The sequence below is a fragment of the Vibrio jasicida 090810c genome, assembly GCF_002887615.1.
In the GTDB taxonomy this organism is placed as follows: Bacteria; Pseudomonadota; Gammaproteobacteria; order Enterobacterales; family Vibrionaceae; genus Vibrio; species Vibrio jasicida.
On record NZ_CP025792.1, the window covers coordinates 1,933,374 to 1,950,444 of the forward strand.

General features: G+C 45.2%; 19 protein-coding genes. 7 read left to right on the forward strand and 12 right to left on the reverse strand.

Translation table 11 applies throughout. From position 1 onward, the window contains the following. Positions 1-19: 19 nt before the first annotated feature. From C1S73_RS09050 to cobA, 4 genes are all read right to left on the reverse strand, one after another. The gene (locus tag C1S73_RS09050; RefSeq protein ID WP_038864929.1) at positions 20-1,744 is read right to left on the reverse strand and encodes an SLC13 family permease; all 1,725 of its coding nucleotides are present in this window, start codon (positions 1,742-1,744) and stop codon (positions 20-22) included. 209 nt (positions 1,745-1,953) lie between these two features. Further along, complete coding sequence (cysN, locus tag C1S73_RS09055) at positions 1,954-3,384, reverse strand: sulfate adenylyltransferase subunit CysN (RefSeq protein WP_038864927.1); 1,431 nt, start codon at positions 3,382-3,384, stop codon at positions 1,954-1,956. A gap of 18 nt (positions 3,385-3,402) precedes the next feature. Further along, positions 3,403-4,311, reverse strand: coding sequence for a sulfate adenylyltransferase subunit CysD (gene cysD / locus C1S73_RS09060; protein ID WP_038864925.1), 909 nt, complete (start codon positions 4,309-4,311; stop codon positions 3,403-3,405). A gap of 59 nt (positions 4,312-4,370) precedes the next feature. After that, entirely contained in the window at positions 4,371-5,246 is an 876-nt protein-coding gene (cobA, locus tag C1S73_RS09065) for a uroporphyrinogen-III C-methyltransferase (protein WP_045422181.1), read from the reverse strand. 275 nt (positions 5,247-5,521) lie between these two features. Here cobA and cpdB point away from each other — a divergent pair, with 275 nt between their 5' ends. The 3 genes from cpdB (at position 5,522) to C1S73_RS09080 (ending at position 8,701) form a co-directional block, all read left to right on the forward strand. After that, on the forward strand, positions 5,522-7,486 hold the full coding sequence (gene cpdB / locus C1S73_RS09070; RefSeq protein ID WP_038864921.1) for a 2',3'-cyclic-nucleotide 2'-phosphodiesterase: 1,965 nt from the start codon (positions 5,522-5,524) through the stop codon (positions 7,484-7,486). A gap of 86 nt (positions 7,487-7,572) precedes the next feature. Continuing rightward, entirely contained in the window at positions 7,573-8,148 is a 576-nt protein-coding gene (locus C1S73_RS09075; protein ID WP_038864920.1) for a Crp/Fnr family transcriptional regulator, read from the forward strand. Positions 8,149-8,353: 205 nt separating this feature from the next. Further along, positions 8,354-8,701 (forward strand): hypothetical protein, encoded by a 348-nt coding sequence (locus tag C1S73_RS09080; protein WP_038864918.1) that lies wholly within the window; start codon positions 8,354-8,356, stop codon positions 8,699-8,701. A gap of 63 nt (positions 8,702-8,764) precedes the next feature. On the opposite strand, the gene dbpA is transcribed toward C1S73_RS09080, so the two are convergent. Beyond that, a complete protein-coding gene (dbpA, locus tag C1S73_RS09085) occupies positions 8,765-10,144 on the reverse strand; it encodes an ATP-dependent RNA helicase DbpA (RefSeq protein ID WP_038864916.1) in 1,380 nt (459 codons plus the stop codon). 146 nt (positions 10,145-10,290) lie between these two features. Here dbpA and C1S73_RS09090 point away from each other — a divergent pair, with 146 nt between their 5' ends. Next, entirely contained in the window at positions 10,291-10,743 is a 453-nt protein-coding gene (locus C1S73_RS09090) for a GNAT family N-acetyltransferase (RefSeq protein ID WP_038864914.1), read from the forward strand. After that, positions 10,744-11,589, forward strand: a complete 846-nt coding sequence (locus tag C1S73_RS09095) for a DMT family transporter (protein WP_038864912.1) — start codon at positions 10,744-10,746, stop codon at positions 11,587-11,589. It begins immediately after the preceding gene. 104 nt (positions 11,590-11,693) lie between these two features. On the opposite strand, the gene C1S73_RS09100 is transcribed toward C1S73_RS09095, so the two are convergent. Further along, positions 11,694-12,293, reverse strand: a complete 600-nt coding sequence (locus C1S73_RS09100; protein ID WP_038864910.1) for a LysM-like peptidoglycan-binding domain-containing protein — start codon at positions 12,291-12,293, stop codon at positions 11,694-11,696. A gap of 232 nt (positions 12,294-12,525) precedes the next feature. Between C1S73_RS09100 and bamJ the strand changes: the two genes are divergently transcribed. After that, the gene (gene bamJ / locus C1S73_RS09105) at positions 12,526-13,146 is read left to right on the forward strand and encodes a BamJ family beta-barrel-assembly machinery protein (protein WP_038864908.1); all 621 of its coding nucleotides are present in this window, start codon (positions 12,526-12,528) and stop codon (positions 13,144-13,146) included. 166 nt (positions 13,147-13,312) lie between these two features. After that, on the forward strand, positions 13,313-13,792 hold the full coding sequence (locus C1S73_RS09110; RefSeq protein WP_038864906.1) for a DUF2780 domain-containing protein: 480 nt from the start codon (positions 13,313-13,315) through the stop codon (positions 13,790-13,792). Positions 13,793-13,966: 174 nt separating this feature from the next. Here the strand turns inward: C1S73_RS09110 and rplQ are convergent, their stop codons facing one another. The 6 genes from rplQ to rpmJ form a co-directional block, all read right to left on the reverse strand. Then, positions 13,967-14,347: a 50S ribosomal protein L17 gene (gene rplQ / locus C1S73_RS09115; RefSeq protein ID WP_005383141.1), complete on the reverse strand. Its 381-nt coding sequence runs from the start codon at positions 14,345-14,347 to the stop codon at positions 13,967-13,969. A 26-nt stretch (positions 14,348-14,373) separates the two neighbouring features. Beyond that, positions 14,374-15,366, reverse strand: a complete 993-nt coding sequence (locus tag C1S73_RS09120) for a DNA-directed RNA polymerase subunit alpha (RefSeq protein WP_005383143.1) — start codon at positions 15,364-15,366, stop codon at positions 14,374-14,376. 24 nt (positions 15,367-15,390) lie between these two features. Then, positions 15,391-16,011, reverse strand: a complete 621-nt coding sequence (rpsD, locus tag C1S73_RS09125) for a 30S ribosomal protein S4 (protein ID WP_005383146.1) — start codon at positions 16,009-16,011, stop codon at positions 15,391-15,393. 27 nt (positions 16,012-16,038) lie between these two features. Continuing rightward, positions 16,039-16,428 carry a 30S ribosomal protein S11 gene (rpsK, locus tag C1S73_RS09130; protein WP_001118870.1) on the reverse strand — a complete coding sequence of 130 codons (390 nt, stop codon included), beginning with the start codon at positions 16,426-16,428 and terminating at the stop codon, positions 16,039-16,041. Between the two features lie 18 nt (positions 16,429-16,446). Beyond that, on the reverse strand, positions 16,447-16,803 hold the full coding sequence (rpsM, locus tag C1S73_RS09135) for a 30S ribosomal protein S13 (RefSeq protein WP_038864904.1): 357 nt from the start codon (positions 16,801-16,803) through the stop codon (positions 16,447-16,449). Positions 16,804-16,952: 149 nt separating this feature from the next. After that, positions 16,953-17,066, reverse strand: coding sequence for a 50S ribosomal protein L36 (gene rpmJ, locus C1S73_RS09140; RefSeq protein ID WP_000868186.1), 114 nt, complete (start codon positions 17,064-17,066; stop codon positions 16,953-16,955). Positions 17,067-17,071 lie beyond the last annotated feature (5 nt).

Genomic DNA, 17,071 nt, shown 5'->3' on the forward strand with positions numbered 1-17,071 from the left:
ATCCTTGTAAATTTACAGATTAAAACGGAAAAAAGACCGGAATCAGCGTCAGTACTAACACTGAATACACGATGGAAATCGGCACGCCAATTCGCACATAATCGGTCAATTTGTAATTCCCTACGCTGTACACCAACAAATTGGTTTGGTATCCGTAAGGAGAAATAAAACTTGCGCTAGCACCAAATAACACCGCCATGATAAAAGGCATAGGGTCAACGCCATAACCTACCGCCATGCTATAGCCAATAGGGAAAGACAGCGCCGCTGCCGCATTGTTCGTTACAAGCTCAGTCAATACTAAGGTCATGATGTAGGTTGCCACCAGCGCACCAAACACACCCCACCCATTGAACGCTTCAATAAACATGTCGCCCATTCGTACGGACAGTCCAGAGGAAATCATCAGTTGAGCGATAGATAACGCAGAACCAACAATCACCACAATATCAATTGGGAAACGACGACGCAGCTCAGAAAGCTGAATGACACCAAACGCGAGCAGAGCAATAAGATAAACCGCCAAACCTTTAATAATTGGCACCAACTCCAATAGAGCAAAGGCAATCACAGCGGAAAAGCCAATAAGCACTAATGCCGATTTATTGGCATCCAAACGTGCGCTGGAATCCAAATCGTTAACCAGAACAAACTCTTTACGATGGGCTCGACGTTCAGTTTCAAAACGCTTTCCGGGTACCAAAACCAGCGTATCTCCTGCCGCTAGGGTAATGTTACCCAAACCACCTTCAAGTCGTTCATGACCACGGCGAATCGCCACGACTACAGCATCGAATCGGTCCCGAAATCGACTCTCTTTCAATGTTTTGTGACAGAACGTGGCTGAAGAGCTTACTACCACCTCGATAAAGTTTTGGCCATTGAGATGCTGATGACCAAAGAGCGTCAGTCCAGGGATCTCTTGCAACGTAGCAACGCTTTCAACATCACCACAAAACAACAATCGGTCTTTTGCGTTGAGAACAAAATCAGGCCCAACTGACGGTACGGTCACGCCATCACGAACGACTTCGGCAAGGAACAGCTTTCTTAATGCTCGTAAATTATTTTCCGTGATAGTGCGCCCAACCAAAGGTGAGCCCGGCTCAACTCGAGACTCTAAGAAATAAGGTAAATCTTCTTGGCTTTGATCATCATAATTAGGCAACAAATAACTCAACGGGATCAAAATAAGCACGCCCCCAACCAGCACGGCTAAACCAATCATGGTCGGTGTAAAAAAGCTGAGACTTGGTAAGCCCGCATCCTCAACAAAGCTGTTGATTATTAAGTTGGTAGAGGTGCCAATAAGTGTCAGTGTGCCACCAAAAATCGCGGCATAAGAAAGCGGGATCAATAGCTTAGAGGGTGCGTGCTGCTGATTACGTTTGATCGCACCAATTAACGACACCACAACCGCGGTATTATTAGTAAAAGAAGAAAGCAGCGCGGTAGAAAAGCCTAACTTGGCAATCACGCTACCAAGATTGCCCTCTGAAATACTGCGACTTACCCAACTGATCAATAAGGTTTTTTCTAATGCGCTCGATGCGAGAATCAACAAGACCAGCGTCAGAAGAGAAGAGTTAGTAAAGTTAGCCGCAATGGTATTGAGCTCTAACATGCCCGCCATAAACGCAATAAAGGCAGCGCCAGCAAACACATAACTCGGCTTCAGTTTGGTTACAAGTAAACAAGTGATAATGCCAAGCAATATCGCTAATACAAATCCTTGTTCCCACATAGCCTTTCCTTACCAACAAGCCCGATTCGGGCATAACAACGACATGTGCATACTGGCTGCACAGAGTGACAAATGAGTCACAAGATAAAAAAGCAAAGCAAGCGAAAAAGAACGCCAGAATGCTTGGTTTCTTGGGCTTCCTAGCATTCTGGGTTCGGGGGGAAATCAGCCTGACTGCATTCGCAATTCGGTCAGGCTCAATGAACTCATTACTTCTTCAGTAACTGGCTCAGGTCTTTGGCTTCCCAATGTGGGAAGTGCTTACGAACCAGTGCATTTAGCTCAAGTTCAAACGCAGAGACATCGGTTAAGTCTCGCTCAACTGCCGCGAGACTCTCTTTCACCATACCAGCACCAACGGTAACGTTAGTCAGACGGTCGATGATGATGAAACCACCGGTATCAGCACATTCTTGATAGTTATCAATCGCAACGGATTCGTTGAGTGACCACTCACACAAGCCAATACCATTGAGAGGTAACTCTGGTGCGCTATGAGTTGAAAGGTTGTTAATATCGTATTGGTGGCGAATCGCCTCAACGTGACCAACGGTCTTCTTACCGGCAATCTTAATGTCATAGTCACGACCCGGTTGCAGAGGTTGCTCTGTCATCCATACCACATCAGCAAGTAAGTGGTTTGTCGATTCCACTTGCGCGTTTTCCAGCACAATCAAATCGCCACGACTGATATCAATCTCATCGTTGAGCGTCAGAGTTACCGCTAAACCAGCCTGCGCCTCTTGTACGTCACCATCAAAAGTCACAATACGTTCAACGGTCGATGTTTTCCCAGACGGCAGTGCTTTAATGGCATCACCAACTTTCACCGAGCCCGATGAAATCGTGCCAGCGAAGCCACGGAAGTCGAGATTAGGGCGATTCACATACTGGACAGGAAAACGGAAATCACCTGCGCCTTTCTCTTGGTCAACATCCACATTCTCAAGCAACTCTAGTAGCGACGGGCCTTCAAACCAACTCAGGTTCTGACCCTTGTCTACCACGTTATCGCCTTCCAATGCGGAGATTGGAATGATTTGAATGTCCGTTTCACCTTCAAGGTTCTCAGAAAACTCTAAATACTCGTCGCGAATTTCTTCAAAACGTTCTTGTGAGTAATCCACCAAATCCATCTTGTTGATCGCAACAATAAAGTGCTTCAAACCCAATAGATTAGAAATGAATGAGTGACGACGAGTCTGATCTAATACACCTTTACGCGCATCAACCAAGATCACGGCAAGATCACAGGTCGACGCACCAGTTGCCATGTTACGCGTGTACTGCTCGTGTCCCGGCGTATCTGCAATGATGAACTTACGCTTCTGAGTCGAGAAGTAACGGTAAGCGACATCAATGGTGATGCCTTGTTCACGCTCAGCTTGCAGTCCATCAACTAGTAATGCCAAATCAGGCTTCTCACCTGTCGTACCCACTCGTTGGCTGTCTGAGTGAACCGCTGCTAATTGATCTTCATAAATTTGTTTTGAGTCATGGAGCAAACGTCCAATCAACGTACTTTTACCATCATCTACCGAGCCACAAGTCAGGAATCTAAGTAGAGACTTGTACTGGTGTTGTGTTAAATAGCCTTCAATTCCAAGCTCGGCTAATTGAGCTTCAACTGCACTGTTCATTATCTTTCCTTAGATCCTTTAGAAGTAACCCTGGCGTTTCTTAAGCTCCATCGATCCAGACTGATCGTGGTCGATCGCTCGCCCTTGACGTTCACTTGAGGTTGCCACCAACATTTCTTCAATAATGCCCGTCAGCGTATTTGCCTCTGATTCAATGGCCCCCGTCAGTGGGTAACAGCCAAGAGTACGGAAACGAACACTCTTCTCTTCAATCACTTCACCAGGTTGAAGCTCCATACGTTCATCGTCCACCATGATCAACATGCCATCACGTTCAACAACTGGACGCTTGTCAGCAAGGTAAAGTGGGACAATCTCAATGTTCTCTAGATAGATGTATTGCCAGATATCTAGCTCAGTCCAGTTTGAAAGCGGGAATACGCGAATACTTTCCCCTTTGTTCACCTGACCGTTGTATGTCTTCCAAAGTTCAGGACGCTGGTTTTTAGGATCCCAGGTATGGTTCTTATCGCGGAAAGAATAAACACGCTCTTTAGCACGAGATTTTTCTTCATCACGACGCGCTCCACCGAATGCCGCATCAAAACCGTACTTATTCAGAGCTTGTTTAAGGCCTTGAGTTTTCATGATATCTGTATGCTTAGAAGACCCGTGTACAAAAGGGCTACACCCCATTGCAAGACCTTCTGGGTTCTTATGAACCAAAAGCTCGAAGCCATATTTCTCTGCGGTACGATCACGAAACTCAATCATCTCGCGGAACTTCCAATCCGTGTCTACGTGCAGTAAAGGGAATGGAATTTTGCCCGGATAAAAGGCTTTGCGTGCAAGATGCAGCATGACTGAGGAGTCTTTACCAATCGAATACATCATGACTGGGTTATCAAACTCAGCAGCAACTTCACGGATAATATGAATACTTTCCGCTTCGAGTTGTTTAAGGTGAGTTAAACGTTGTTGGTCCATGTTTAGTATTTCCTTTTTAAGCTTGAAGGCTCATTACGTCCCTAATCTTTGGTCTGAAATTATATGGATCTGGCAATAGCACTTTTGTTGATTTCAGTACTAGACAAAAACCAGTCCAATTTTTGAGACAGACGCACAACTTCACCGACAACGATCAAAGAAGGAGCCTGAGCTTTTTTAGATAATTCAGATAGTTGGGATAAGTCTCCCGAGAAAACTTTTTGTTGAATTTGAGTGCCACGTTCAATGATGGCGATAGGTGTTGAGGCCGCCCTACCATGTTTGATGAGCTGATTCTGAATATAGTGTGATTTCATCAAACCCATGTAGATCACTAAAGTTTGATTACCGCGTGCAAGTGTCGACCAATCCATATCGTCACTTTCTTCTTTGAGATGGCCGGTAACAAATAAGGCCGATTGCGCGTAATCACGATGAGTCAATGGAATCCCAGCATAAGCCGTCGCACCCGCAGCAGCTGTAATACCTGGCACAACTTGAAAACGCACGCCCGCATCAGCCAAGACTTCTAACTCTTCGCCACCACGCCCGAACACAAATGGATCGCCACCTTTAATGCGCACCACTTTGTAACCTTGCTTAGCAAAATCCACCAACAGTTGATTGGTCTTCTCTTGCGGCACGCTGTGATGACCTGCACGTTTACCCACGCAAACCAAAATGGTTTCGCTTGGAATTAGCGCCATGATCTCGTCAGAAACCAGATAATCGTAAAGTATGACTTCAGCTTGTTGCAGGCAGTTAAGTGCTTTTAACGTCAATAGTTCAGGGTCACCCGGACCTGCACCTACAAGGGCGACTTCACCAGATTGAAGAGATTGTTTGCTGAAACGCGGAAGATCGGCAGCTTGGTTATCCGAAACCAGCCGAGGCCTATTGATTGGGAAAGTCGTTACTGAATCTTTAACTGCCATGTGCTTGCTCATCATCCATTGATATCGTTATGCAAGGCATTATGGCGGTGGGTTTATATTACCGGAAATTCTAAAATTTCATTTTTTATTCAAAAAACTGCTAAGAAGCTTTTGTTAGGTCTCATTCAAAATGGTGAAAAAGGCATCAATTTTACACATTCCTCCGCATTTAATTGCCTAATGTTCACAGTTTTCTGCATCTTAGCCTGAGCTTGCACTAATATTTGTTACATTACGCTGTACGACCCCTCTATCCCATTTAATTGGAGCACCTCATGAAAATGGCAGTTAATCCCGTATCCGTCGCAGTTTTGAGCGGTATGTTGACGCTTGCAGGCCCAGCAATGGCCGATACCATCAAGCTTCGAATCATCGAAACCACCGATATTCACACCAATGTGATGGATTATGATTACTACAAAGACCAACCTTCACAACAAATTGGTTTAAGCCGCGCTGCAACACTGGTTAAACAAGCTCGTGAAGAAGCAGTGAACAGTGTTTTAGTCGACAATGGAGACTTGATTCAAGGTAGCCCAATGGGCGATTACATGGCAGCGAAAGGGATTAAGACTGGCGAAGTTCACCCTGTTTACAAAGCAATGAACCAACTCAACTACGATGTGGGTAATATTGGTAACCATGAATTCAATTACGGTCTCGACTTCCTGAAGAAAACAATTGATGGTGCGAACTTCCCTTATATTAGTGCGAATGTTTTCGACAAAAAGACTGGCGAGCACTACTTCAAGCCTTATCTAATCAAAACGCATACGTTCAAAGATACCGACGGTCAAAGCCATGAAATCAAAGTGGGTTACATTGGCTTCGTACCACCACAAATCATGGTATGGGACAAAAACAACCTAGAAGGCAAAGTCTTTGCAAAAGACATCACAGAGACAGCGAAAAAACTGGTCCCTGAGATGAAAAAAGCAGGCGCGGACGTGATTGTTGCTATACCTCACTCTGGCATTTCCACTGACCCATACAAGTTAGGCGCAGAAAACTCAGTCTACTACTTAACGGAAGTAGAAGGCATTGATGCCATTGCGTTTGGTCACTCTCACGCGGTATTCCCGGGTAGAGACTTTGCCAACCTACAAGGCGTTGACAACGCAAAAGGTACTATCAATGGCGTAACGGCTGTGATGCCGGGTCGCTGGGGTAGCCACGTTGGTGTAATGGACTTGATGCTGAAAGAGAAAGACGGCAAGTGGCAGGTCGTAGAGGGTCAATCAGAAGCTCGTCCTATCTTTGACAAAGCAAACAAGAAGTCTCTGGCTAAAGCGGATAAAGGCATTGTGGATGCATTGGTAGAGGACCACAAAGGCACGCGCGAGTTTGTTAACCAACCAATTGGTAAAGCAAATGACGTGATGTACAGCTTCCTGGCACTTGTGCAAGATGACCCAACGATTCAAATCGTCAACCTAGCGCAGAAAGATTACGTGGAACGCTTTATCCAAGGTGACCCAGATCTTGCTGACATTCCGGTATTGAGTGCAGCGGCACCATTTAAAGTAGGTGGACGCAAAGACGATCCAAACGGTTTCACTGAAGTAGAGTCTGGTCAGCTGACTTTCCGTAACGCCGCAGATCTTTATCTGTACCCGAACACGCTTGTTGCAATGAAGGTTAAAGGCAAAGAAGTACACGAGTGGCTAGAGTGTAGTGCGGGTCAGTTCAACCATATTGATGTTAATAGCACTAAACCTCAGTCTTTGATCAACTGGGATAGTTTCCGTACGTATAACTTCGACGTGATCGATGGTGTTAGTTACCAGATCGACGTGACTCAACCTCCAAAATACGATGCCGATTGTAAAGTGATTAACCCTGACTCACAGCGTATCTTGAACCTGACTTACAACGGTAAACCGGTTGATCCGAAGCAAGACTTCATCATCGCAACCAACAACTACCGCGCTTACAGTGCAACCTTCCCTGGTACTGGCCCGGACTTCATCGCATTTGATTCTCCAGACGAGAACCGTTCTGTGGTTGCCGCATACATCTCTCGCATTAGTAAAGAGCAAGGGGAAGTAACACCGAGTGCAGACAACAACTGGTCTTTCGCGCCAATTAAATCAAACAACAAACTCGATGTTCGCTTTGAAACGTCACCAAGTGACAAAGCCGCGCAATTCATCAAAGAAAAAGGACAATACCCGATGAAACGTGTAGCAACTGACGAGGTAGGTTTTGCGATTTACCAAATCGACTTAAACCAAAAATAAGTCTTATTTGGCAATGATGTTAAGCGGCTCTTGTGAGCCGCTTTTTTGTTCCGCTAGAATATAGAAAACCGCTTCTGAGTCATCACATGCACAACGATCTTTTTTCTGACCTAATCAATCACGGCTTCCTCGAAAGCGAAGCAAACCAACTTATTGAACACGGCCAGCAACTCGAACTTCCGACACGTCATATTCTTAACCACCAAGGTGAATTCAGCTCTCATATTTACTTTGTTTTAGCGGGGTTATGCCACGCGAGTTACCTGACCGACAAAGGTAAGGAATTCAGTAAAGAGTTCTACTGGGAAAAAGATTGGGTGATTGGTTTTGAGGGACTCATTAAGAGTCAGCCTTCCCCTTATTTATTAGAAACGCTAACGCCTTGTGATTTATTTTGCTTGCCCATAGAGGTACTACATCAATGGCGAGCAGAGAAGCACCCTATTTACCTCAAGCTGCTCGAAGCTCAATTAATGCATAAAGAAAACAAAGAACGCTTTATGTTGCTCTACTCTCCAGAAGAGCGCTACCAATTATTTTGCCAGCACTATCCAGATCTAGAACAGCGCATTACTGATAGTCAAATCGCGGCTTATTTGGGAATTACCGCCATCAGTTTGAGTCGTATTAAATCTCGATTAAAAATACATCACGAAAAGTAAAACTAAAATAATATTGACAGAAAACAATCAAAACAAATAGTCATAGTCTTATTACTAAGCAAAGCTATTACTTTGAAGTATAAGCAAAAATTAAATTTACCACCTAGATATACACCCAAATATACCACACCCTCCTTAACCATATTTTTACCTCACTCGCCGATTTTATACGCGAGTGAACCAATACGAATAAAGGAAGAGGATTATGTTTGGAAAACTAAAAGCAGCAGCTGGTGATGCCGCCAACAATAAAGCAGCAACATTGATCACTGCACATATAGAACCCGTTATGGAGGAAATTCAAGGGTACTCTCCGACCATCATTATGGAAGACGACACGTATCAAAGCCACGTCATTGAACCGACTTTAGTTGCTCTACAGGCCGCATCGTCCGGCGTAACCTCTATGGTGCCTAACTTTGATGAGAAATTTGGGATCTGTATGTTCCACCTTCGTAGTGAACTACTTGAATTATCGGAAGACAAAGTCGAACTCATCGCCGACTTTAAGCAACAGCTACCAACGGCCGTAATGGAAGGATTAAAGCTGTAGCATAGAAGAAGAACGAATAAAAACGGCTACCTAAGTAGCCGCTTTTATTTTAAAAATAACGCTCTACTTCAGAATTCGAGCTCTAAATTGACGACCTTTCATCTTGCCGTTGCTGATGGTTTGCAATGCTTTCTTCGCGGCAGACTTCTCAACAGCCACATAAGAACGCATCGCCATCAATTGAATTTTACCTACTTGCGCACCAGTAATGCCGCCTTTGCCCGTTAAGCAACCGAGAATATCGCCAGCACGAACTTTCTGTTTCTTACCACCATCGATATTAATGGTCACCATTTTCGCCTGATATGGTTGCTGGTTTGACTTTGCAGGCAATGTCGCTGGCATCACATCCATATCCAAGTATTCTTCGATACGAGCAACGCGTAAGCCATCTTTCTCACCAAAGAAGCTAAATGCTAAGCCTTTACTACCCGCTCGACCTGTACGCCCGATGCGGTGCACGTGAACCTCAGGATCACGAGACAATTCAAAGTTAAATACCGCATCAAGGTTATCTACATCAAGACCACGAGCGGCAACATCGGTTGCGACCAGGATAGAAACACTCTTGTTCGCAAACTGAACCAATGCTTGGTCACGCTCACGCTGTTCAAGGTCACCATGAAGGTCAATTACACTGAACCCTTTATGATGCAACTCATCGGTCACGTTCTGCACTTCTTTTTTGGTGTTACAGAACACAACAGCTGATTCCGGTTGGTGAGTCAGTAACAGGTTAGCCAGCGCTTCATCGCGAGCTTCCGAGCCTTCTACCTTGTAAAAGTATTGCGCGATACTTGATGTATCGTGTGTCGCTTCCACTTTAATCATTTCTGGCGATTGCATGATACGTTGAGCAATCTGCTCAATTTTTTCTGGGAATGTCGCACTAAACAATAAAGTTTGGCGCTGTTTAGGCGCTGCATCAATGATCGCATCCAACGCATCTTGGAACCCCATATCGAGCATGCGATCCGCTTCATCCAACACGAGCGTATTTAACTCTTCAAGGTTGATGCGGCCTTTATCTAGATGATCAAGGATACGTCCAGGTGTACCTACTAAGATGTGTGCACCATGCTCTAGAGAACCAATTTGAGGCCCCATTGGCATACCGCCACACAAGGTCAAAACTTTAATGTTGTGAATACCGCGACCTAGTGTACGGATCTCTTTCGCCACCTGATCAGCCAACTCACGGGTTGGGCATAGCACCAACGACTGCACGCGAAAACGCTTTACGTTGAGGTTTGATAATACGCCGAGACCAAATGCCGCTGTTTTACCTGAGCCTGTTTTACCCTGACCAATCACATCGCGCTGATTCAAAATCGCAGGTAAGCTCAACGCTTGAATTGGCGTCATATGGGTGTAGTTCAATGATTCAAGCGTCTCTAGTAGCGCTGGATTAAGCCCTACTTGGTCAAAAGTTTGTTTGCTCACAGGGAAATATCCTCAGGTGGGATGGAAAAGAGGGCACATTATCGCCAGATTTGTCACGAAGACCAGTTAAAATTAACCATTGTTAATGAGTAATAGCAGAAAACGACGTAAAGTCAGCTGCATTCGCTTATTAATGGATACTGGAAATGATCAACTGGACAGCCCTCCCTTTTACTCAACTGACTACGACTCAACTGTATGAAATGCTGCGTTTGCGTGTGGATGTCTTTGTCGTAGAACAAACTTGTCCCTACCCAGAGCTCGATGGCAAAGATACGCTTGATGGTGTCTATCACTTGTTGGGTTATAACGGAGATGAACTCGTCGCTTGTGCTCGTTTATTGCCTGCAGGCACCACTTACGACAATGTGAGTATTGGTCGTGTGGTGACGAAACAAAGTGCACGAGGCGGAGGTCTGGGACATGAACTACTTGAGCAAGCCTTACAACGGTGCCAACTGCTTTGGGCAGGTCAAACGATAGATATCGGCGCACAAGAACACCTGGTGGCTTTCTATGCGACTCATGGCTTTGAAGTTATTTCTGAAAGCTACCTTGAGGATGGTATCCCTCATTTGGATATGCGCCGAGTAAACTAAATGTCACCTCATCATTTGGCGCTATTCTTACTGGTTATCGGTAACTTGGCAGCATCACTTTCCGATGTTGCCGTTAAACTGATCGAAGGCGGAATTTCCCCCTTCCAATACATGTTTGTGCGCCAATTGGCTTCACTGTTGATCCTCTTACCTTTTTACCTCAAACAAAACCCAAGTAAACGCAGCCTCAAGCAAGTTCCTATTACTTTGTTGCGAGCGCACCTAATATTGATTGGTAGCGGGTGCATGATGGTCGCAGTCACTTACCTACCACTCGCAACCGCCAACGCCGTCTTTTACGCCGCACCAATTCTAATGTTGCCACTGTCAGTACTGTTTCTCAAAGAACATCCACCATTAAGAAAAGTATTACTGACTGGTTTTGGTTTCTTTGGTGTCTTAGTGGTACTCCGACCAAATCACTTCCATTGGGCTGCGTTGTTTGCACTCGGTACAGCAACCACGCTGGCGATGTTCAATATATTGGTAAGAAAACTGCCTAGCGAACAATCTGTCGTCACGACGCTTTGGTGGACAACCTTATTCTCCCTGCCTGTGTCGACGCTATTAGCTGGGGTTTATTGGCAACCTATGACTTGGCAGGAACTAACGCTGGTAATCGCGAGTGCGATCTGTATTTTGAGCTATAACGGTCTGGCAGTATTGGCATATCAAAAAGCCCCCGCCGGAGAGGTTGCCTTGGCGGAATACTCAGGGCTCGTATTCGTGACACTCTTTGGAATATGGTGGTTTGATGAGATTCCAGACTGGCTCACTGCAGTGGGAATTTTGATGATCGTGTTGCCTCTTCTTCCTTGGAATAAGAAAAAGAAACTAACCTCTTAACAGGAACAAGACAAAAGGATAGTAAATGGCAGAGAACAAGCAACGAGTAGTTAGAAACAAAAAAGGCGCGAATCATCGCGCCTTCTAGGAGTTCTTCTTTAACGTTACTTATTGCGACCGAATGTGCCATCAGATAAACGGAAAAACATCACCGACTCACCACTTTTTTCTAGTTGCAGCATGTCTAGCTTACCATCATCGGCGAGCTTAAAGCGGACTAATTGTCCTTGCTTGATTCGACTTAGCGGCTTGTCGCTGCCTTCAATTTTTACCAAGGCATTCAAATCGCCCATCGAAAGCTGATTACTACGGAACACTTGAGCAAGAGTATCACCATTTTTCACCGTGTATTCTTTCCACTGTTCCGATTTTTGCTCTGCGTTTTGTGCAGAGCGTTGCTCACTCAAGCTTTGCGCGTTAAGTTGAATCGCCACACGTTGAGTCTCTTTCTCAGCTTGGGGCTCGATCAGCTGCTCAGTATCTTTAGGTACTGGAATAATCAGAAGTACCAGCACCACAGGTACCAATACCATTAAAGCTCGCTGATGTAGCTTTGGAAGACGATGCCAAAATTCGGTGACAGGTTGCATTCGCTCTTGCCACTTTTCTTTATTGAAAGGCTGCTTCCAGTCGATAGCAGCGAATTTCTGCTTCATCAACTCGACTTGGTCGACTTGCTGCTTTTTCTTTCTGCGACGATTCATTCTGATGAGTCCCTTAATACTTCTAGTGTCAGTATAAAAATACCAGCGCGGAGAGTATATGTTTTTCGCCAAAGTAAAATGTAATTTGGCGTAAATTAGCAGAAATTTCACTTGGAGTAAGAGATAAGTCACACCCTAAACCTCACATCGACACATTGATGCGCAATCATTTAAACCTAAGCGCGAAACTGCTATCCTGTTACCTTTATCACTCCTAATAAGAGCGACATTCATGTCTGAAATTAAATTTGAAACTGCAGAGCAGAAAGCAAGTTACGGTATTGGTCTGCAAATGGGTCAGCAACTTGCTGGTTCTGGTCTAGAAGGTCTAAGCGTTGACGCTATCGCAGCAGGTATCGCTACAGCACTAACTGGCGACATGCCATCAATCGAAATTGACGAAATCAACAACGCACTGCAAGAGCTTCATACTCGCGCAGAAGCCGTTCGTCAAGAAGCAGCAAAAGCAGCAGCAGCTGACGGCGAAGCTTTCCTAAAAGACAACGCTCTACGTCCGGAAGTAAACGTTCTTGACTCTGGTCTTCAGTACGAAATCATCACTGAAGGCACTGGTGAAATCCCAACAGCTGCAGCTCAAGTTCGCGTTCACTACCACGGTGAGTTAACTGACGGTACTGTATTCGACAGCTCTGTTTCTCGTGGTCAACCAGCTGAGTTCCCAGTAACTGGCGTAATTAAAGGCTGGGTTGAAGCACTTCAACTAATGCCTGTTGGTTCTAAGTGGAAACTATACATCCCACAAGACCTTGCATATGGTGAGCGTGGCGCAGGTGCTGCAATCCCTCCATTTGCAGCTCTAGTATTCGAAGTAGAACTACTAGACATCCTATAATTGAGACCTCTCTCAATAACAAATTCGAAGCGGCGCTCACTAGCGCCGCTTTTTTTGTCTAGAATAAACAGACTTGAGCTCAACGATCTTGAGTAGTCTCCCAAGTAACCTCTAAATGCTTGGGCTAAGGAACAACAATAATAATCGCAAGCCACACGGAGGTATTATGCGTAAAACTCTTCTCACCTTAACCTTGCTCTCAATGAGCATTGGTACTGCCCACGCTTTTCTCGATGCCGTTACCGATAAAGATACCCAAAGTGGTTTGATGGATATGGTCAGTGAGGGAATGGGTGTGGAATCTTCACCGCTGACGGATTTATTGACGAGCCAACTTCCCGTCTCGACTGAGCAAGCTGCCGGCGGCACAGGTGCACTGTTAGCTCTAGCGCAAGGCCAATTATCGGATCAGAATAGCAGTGAGCTTCAATCGCTCATTCCGGGAATGGAAAATTTACAAGGGGCTCAAAGTCTACTTGGGAGCATTGAAAACTTAGGCGCTGTCCAAAGCACTTTCGACAAACTAGGCTTAGACCCATCGATGATCAGCCAGTTTGCTCCAGTCATTTTAGGATACTTAGGCGACCAAGGTGCAAGTGAAGGGTTGCTAAATTCCCTTAGTGGGCTTTGGGGAGCGGAAAGCTAAAAACGTAAAATCAAAAACTTAAAACCAACAGTAGTGATTTTAAATGTGAGATAAGGGAGTGAGTCCGCTAAAGGTAAAGAGAAAATTTCGATACTCGATTATCTCTAGGAAACAAATTTCAGACACAAAAAAGCCGAGCTATTGCTCGGCTTTTTTTGTTCTTACGAACTGAGATTACTCAGCAGCTTCTTCAGCAGCTGGGCGATCTACAAGCTCAATGTAAGCCATTGGAGCTTTATCACCAGCACGGAAGCCAGCTTTTAGGATACGAGTGTAACCGCCCTGACGAGCAGCAAAACGTGGACCTAGTTCGTTAAACAGTTTTGCAACTACTTCGTTATCACGAGTACGTGCAAATGCTAGACGACGGTTAGCAACACTGTCAGTCTTAGCTAGTGTAATCAAAGGCTCAACTACGCGACGTAGCTCTTTTGCTTTTGGCAAAGTAGTCTTGATAACTTCATGACGTACTAGAGAGCTAGCCATGTTGCTAAACATCGCTTTACGATGTGAGCTGTTGCGGTTGAGTTGACGACCACTCTTACGATGGCGCATGACCTAATCCTTCTAACTAGTATCGATTAATCTTCAGCGATTGATGCAGGTGGCCAGTTTTCTAGGCGCATGCCCAGAGACAGACCACGTGACGCAAGTACGTCTTTAATCTCAGTAAGAGATTTTTTACCAAGGTTAGGCGTTTTAAGTAGCTCAACCTCAGTACGTTGTACTAGATCACCGATGTAGTGAATCGCTTCTGCTTTCAGACAGTTAGCAGAGCGAACTGTTAGTTCAAGATCGTCTACAGGACGCAGTAGGATCGGATCGAATTCTGGCTTCTCTTCCTTCTCCTCAGGTACACGTACATCACGAAGATCTACGAACGCATCCAATTGTTCAGCTAGGATAGTAGCTGCACGACGGATTGCTTCCTCAGGTTCTAGAGTACCGTTTGTTTCCATATCGATAACTAGCTTGTCTAAATCAGTGCGCTGTTCTACACGAGCTGCTTCTACAGCGTAGGCAATTTTGTCTACAGGGCTGTAAGTAGCATCTACTAGTAGGCGACCGATTGGACGCTCGTCTTCTTCGTTATGGATACGCGCAGAAGCTGGAACATAACCACGACCACGTTCTACTTTAATACGCATTGCGATTTCAGCATTGTCATCCGTTAGGTGACAAATAACGTGTTCAGGGTTAGCGATCTCTACATCACCATCATGGGTGATGTCACCTGCAACCACAGGGCCCGAGCCTGATTTGTTCAAAGTAATGAACACTTCATCTTTGCCTTCGGCAACGCGTACAGCCAAACCTTTAAGGTTTAGAAGGATTTCAAGAATATCTTCTTGTACGCCTTCTTTAGTGCTGTACTCATGAAGTACGCCTTCGATTTCTACTTCTGTCACAGCACAACCTGGCATAGAAGATAGAAGGATACGGCGAAGTGCATTACCCAGAGTATGACCAAAGCCACGCTCTAATGGCTCAAGAGTTACTTTTGCGTGAGTCGAGCTGATTTGTTCGATGTCAACTAGACGTGGCTTAAGAAATTCTGTTACAGAACCCTGCATTGTGTCCTCTCTTTAGTTTAAACCTTACTTAGAGTAAAGCTCGACGATCAATTGTTCGTTGATGTCAGCTGATAGATCAGAACGCTCAGGCATACGCTTGAATGTACCTTCCATCTTGCCACCATCTACTTCAATCCAAGTTGGTTTTTCACGTTGTTCAGCAACTTCTAGAGCCGCTTTAATACGAGCTTGCTGTTTAGCTTTCTCGCGAATAGAAACAACGTCATTAGCCGCTACTTTGAAAGAAGGAACGTTTACAACTTTACCGTTAACTAGGATAGCTTTGTGGCTAACTAGCTGACGTGCTTCTGCGCGAGTTGCGCCAAAGCCCATGCGGTAAACTACGTTATCAAGACGACCTTCAAGAAGCTGAAGCAGGTTCTCACCTGTGTTGCCTTTAAGGCGTGCAGCTTCTTTGTAGTAGTTACGGAATTGTTTTTCTAGAACGCCGTACATACGACGAACTTTTTGCTTCTCACGAAGCTGAACGCCATACTCAGATAGACGACCGCGACGAGCGCCGTGTACACCTGGTGCGTTATCAATTTTACACTTGGTATCGATCGCGCGAACACCAGACTTAAGGAATAAGTCAGTGCCTTCACGACGGCTAAGCTTCAGCTTAGGACCCAAATATCTTGCCATGATCTTTCTCCAGTAATCTAAAAAACGTTATACACGACGTTTCTTAGGTGGACGACAACCGTTATGAGGGATTGGTGTAGCATCAACGATGTTTGTGATGCGGAAACCAGCAGCGTTCAGAGCGCGAACAGTAGATTCACGACCTGGACCAGGACCCTTAACCATAACTTCCAAGTTCTTTAGACCGTATTCTTTAGCCATTTCAGCACAACGCTCAGCAGCAACCTGTGCAGCGAACGGAGTAGACTTACGAGAACCGCGGAAACCAGAACCACCTGCAGTAGCCCAAGCTAGAGCGTTACCTTGACGGTCAGTAATGGTTACGATTGTGTTATTGAAAGAAGCATGGATGTGCGCAACGCCATCTGCAACTTGCTTGCGTACGCGCTTACGAGCGCGAGTTGGTTGTTTAGCCATTGTACTCTACCTTCCCGATTATTTCTTGATCGGCTTACGCGGACCCTTACGGGTGCGAGCGTTGGTTTTAGTACGCTGTCCACGTAGTGGTAGACTGCGACGATGACGAAGACCACGGTAACAGCCAAGGTCCATAAGACGCTTGATGTTCATAGATACTTCACGACGTAGATCACCTTCTACAGTGTACTTAGCTACACCATCACGCAGTTGATCGATCTGATCTTCAGTTAGTTCACTGATCTTAACATCTTCAGCAATACCCACTTCAGCTAGGATAGCTTGAGAGCGAGTTTTACCGATGCCGTAGATCGCTGTTAGAGCGATTACAGCGTGTTTCTGATCAGGAATGTTAATGCCTGCTATACGGGCCATTATTCACTCCTAAGTGGTTCTATAAAAGAATTAGCCGCAGCAAAGCCCGTTATGGATACGCTGCGGGATACTACTTCTTTTGCACGCAAAAGGTAGGCCGAGGAATATACTCGACCTAACCTTCGTTTTCAAGTAAAAATTTCTGCTAATTAGCCTTGGCGCTGTTTGTGCTTTGGCTCACTGCAAATCACGCGAACGACACCGTTACGCTTGATTACTTTACAGTTACGGCAGATTTTTTTAACGGAAGCACGAACTTTCATTGCTA

Bases quoted from the DNA above. Each gene is read 5' to 3' on its own strand.
- C1S73_RS09050 (WP_038864929.1), bottom strand. From the start codon at position 1,744: ATGTGGGAACAAGGATTTGTATTAGCGATATTGCTTGGCATTATCACT.
- cysN (WP_038864927.1), bottom strand. From the start codon at position 3,384: ATGAACAGTGCAGTTGAAGCTCAATTAGCCGAGCTTGGAATTGAAGGC.
- cysD (WP_038864925.1), bottom strand. From the start codon at position 4,311: ATGGACCAACAACGTTTAACTCACCTTAAACAACTCGAAGCGGAAAGT.
- cobA (WP_045422181.1), bottom strand. From the start codon at position 5,246: ATGGCAGTTAAAGATTCAGTAACGACTTTCCCAATCAATAGGCCTCGG.
- cpdB (WP_038864921.1), top strand. From the start codon at position 5,522: ATGAAAATGGCAGTTAATCCCGTATCCGTCGCAGTTTTGAGCGGTATG.
- C1S73_RS09075 (WP_038864920.1), top strand. From the start codon at position 7,573: ATGCACAACGATCTTTTTTCTGACCTAATCAATCACGGCTTCCTCGAA.
- C1S73_RS09080 (WP_038864918.1), top strand. From the start codon at position 8,354: ATGTTTGGAAAACTAAAAGCAGCAGCTGGTGATGCCGCCAACAATAAA.
- C1S73_RS09090 (WP_038864914.1), top strand. From the start codon at position 10,291: ATGATCAACTGGACAGCCCTCCCTTTTACTCAACTGACTACGACTCAA.
- C1S73_RS09095 (WP_038864912.1), top strand. From the start codon at position 10,744: ATGTCACCTCATCATTTGGCGCTATTCTTACTGGTTATCGGTAACTTG.
- C1S73_RS09100 (WP_038864910.1), bottom strand. From the start codon at position 12,293: ATGAATCGTCGCAGAAAGAAAAAGCAGCAAGTCGACCAAGTCGAGTTG.
- bamJ (WP_038864908.1), top strand. From the start codon at position 12,526: ATGTCTGAAATTAAATTTGAAACTGCAGAGCAGAAAGCAAGTTACGGT.
- C1S73_RS09110 (WP_038864906.1), top strand. From the start codon at position 13,313: ATGCGTAAAACTCTTCTCACCTTAACCTTGCTCTCAATGAGCATTGGT.
- rplQ (WP_005383141.1), bottom strand. From the start codon at position 14,347: ATGCGCCATCGTAAGAGTGGTCGTCAACTCAACCGCAACAGCTCACAT.
- C1S73_RS09120 (WP_005383143.1), bottom strand. From the start codon at position 15,366: ATGCAGGGTTCTGTAACAGAATTTCTTAAGCCACGTCTAGTTGACATC.
- rpsD (WP_005383146.1), bottom strand. From the start codon at position 16,011: ATGGCAAGATATTTGGGTCCTAAGCTGAAGCTTAGCCGTCGTGAAGGC.
- rpsK (WP_001118870.1), bottom strand. From the start codon at position 16,428: ATGGCTAAACAACCAACTCGCGCTCGTAAGCGCGTACGCAAGCAAGTT.
- rpsM (WP_038864904.1), bottom strand. From the start codon at position 16,803: ATGGCCCGTATAGCAGGCATTAACATTCCTGATCAGAAACACGCTGTA.
- rpmJ (WP_000868186.1), bottom strand. From the start codon at position 17,066: ATGAAAGTTCGTGCTTCCGTTAAAAAAATCTGCCGTAACTGTAAAGTA.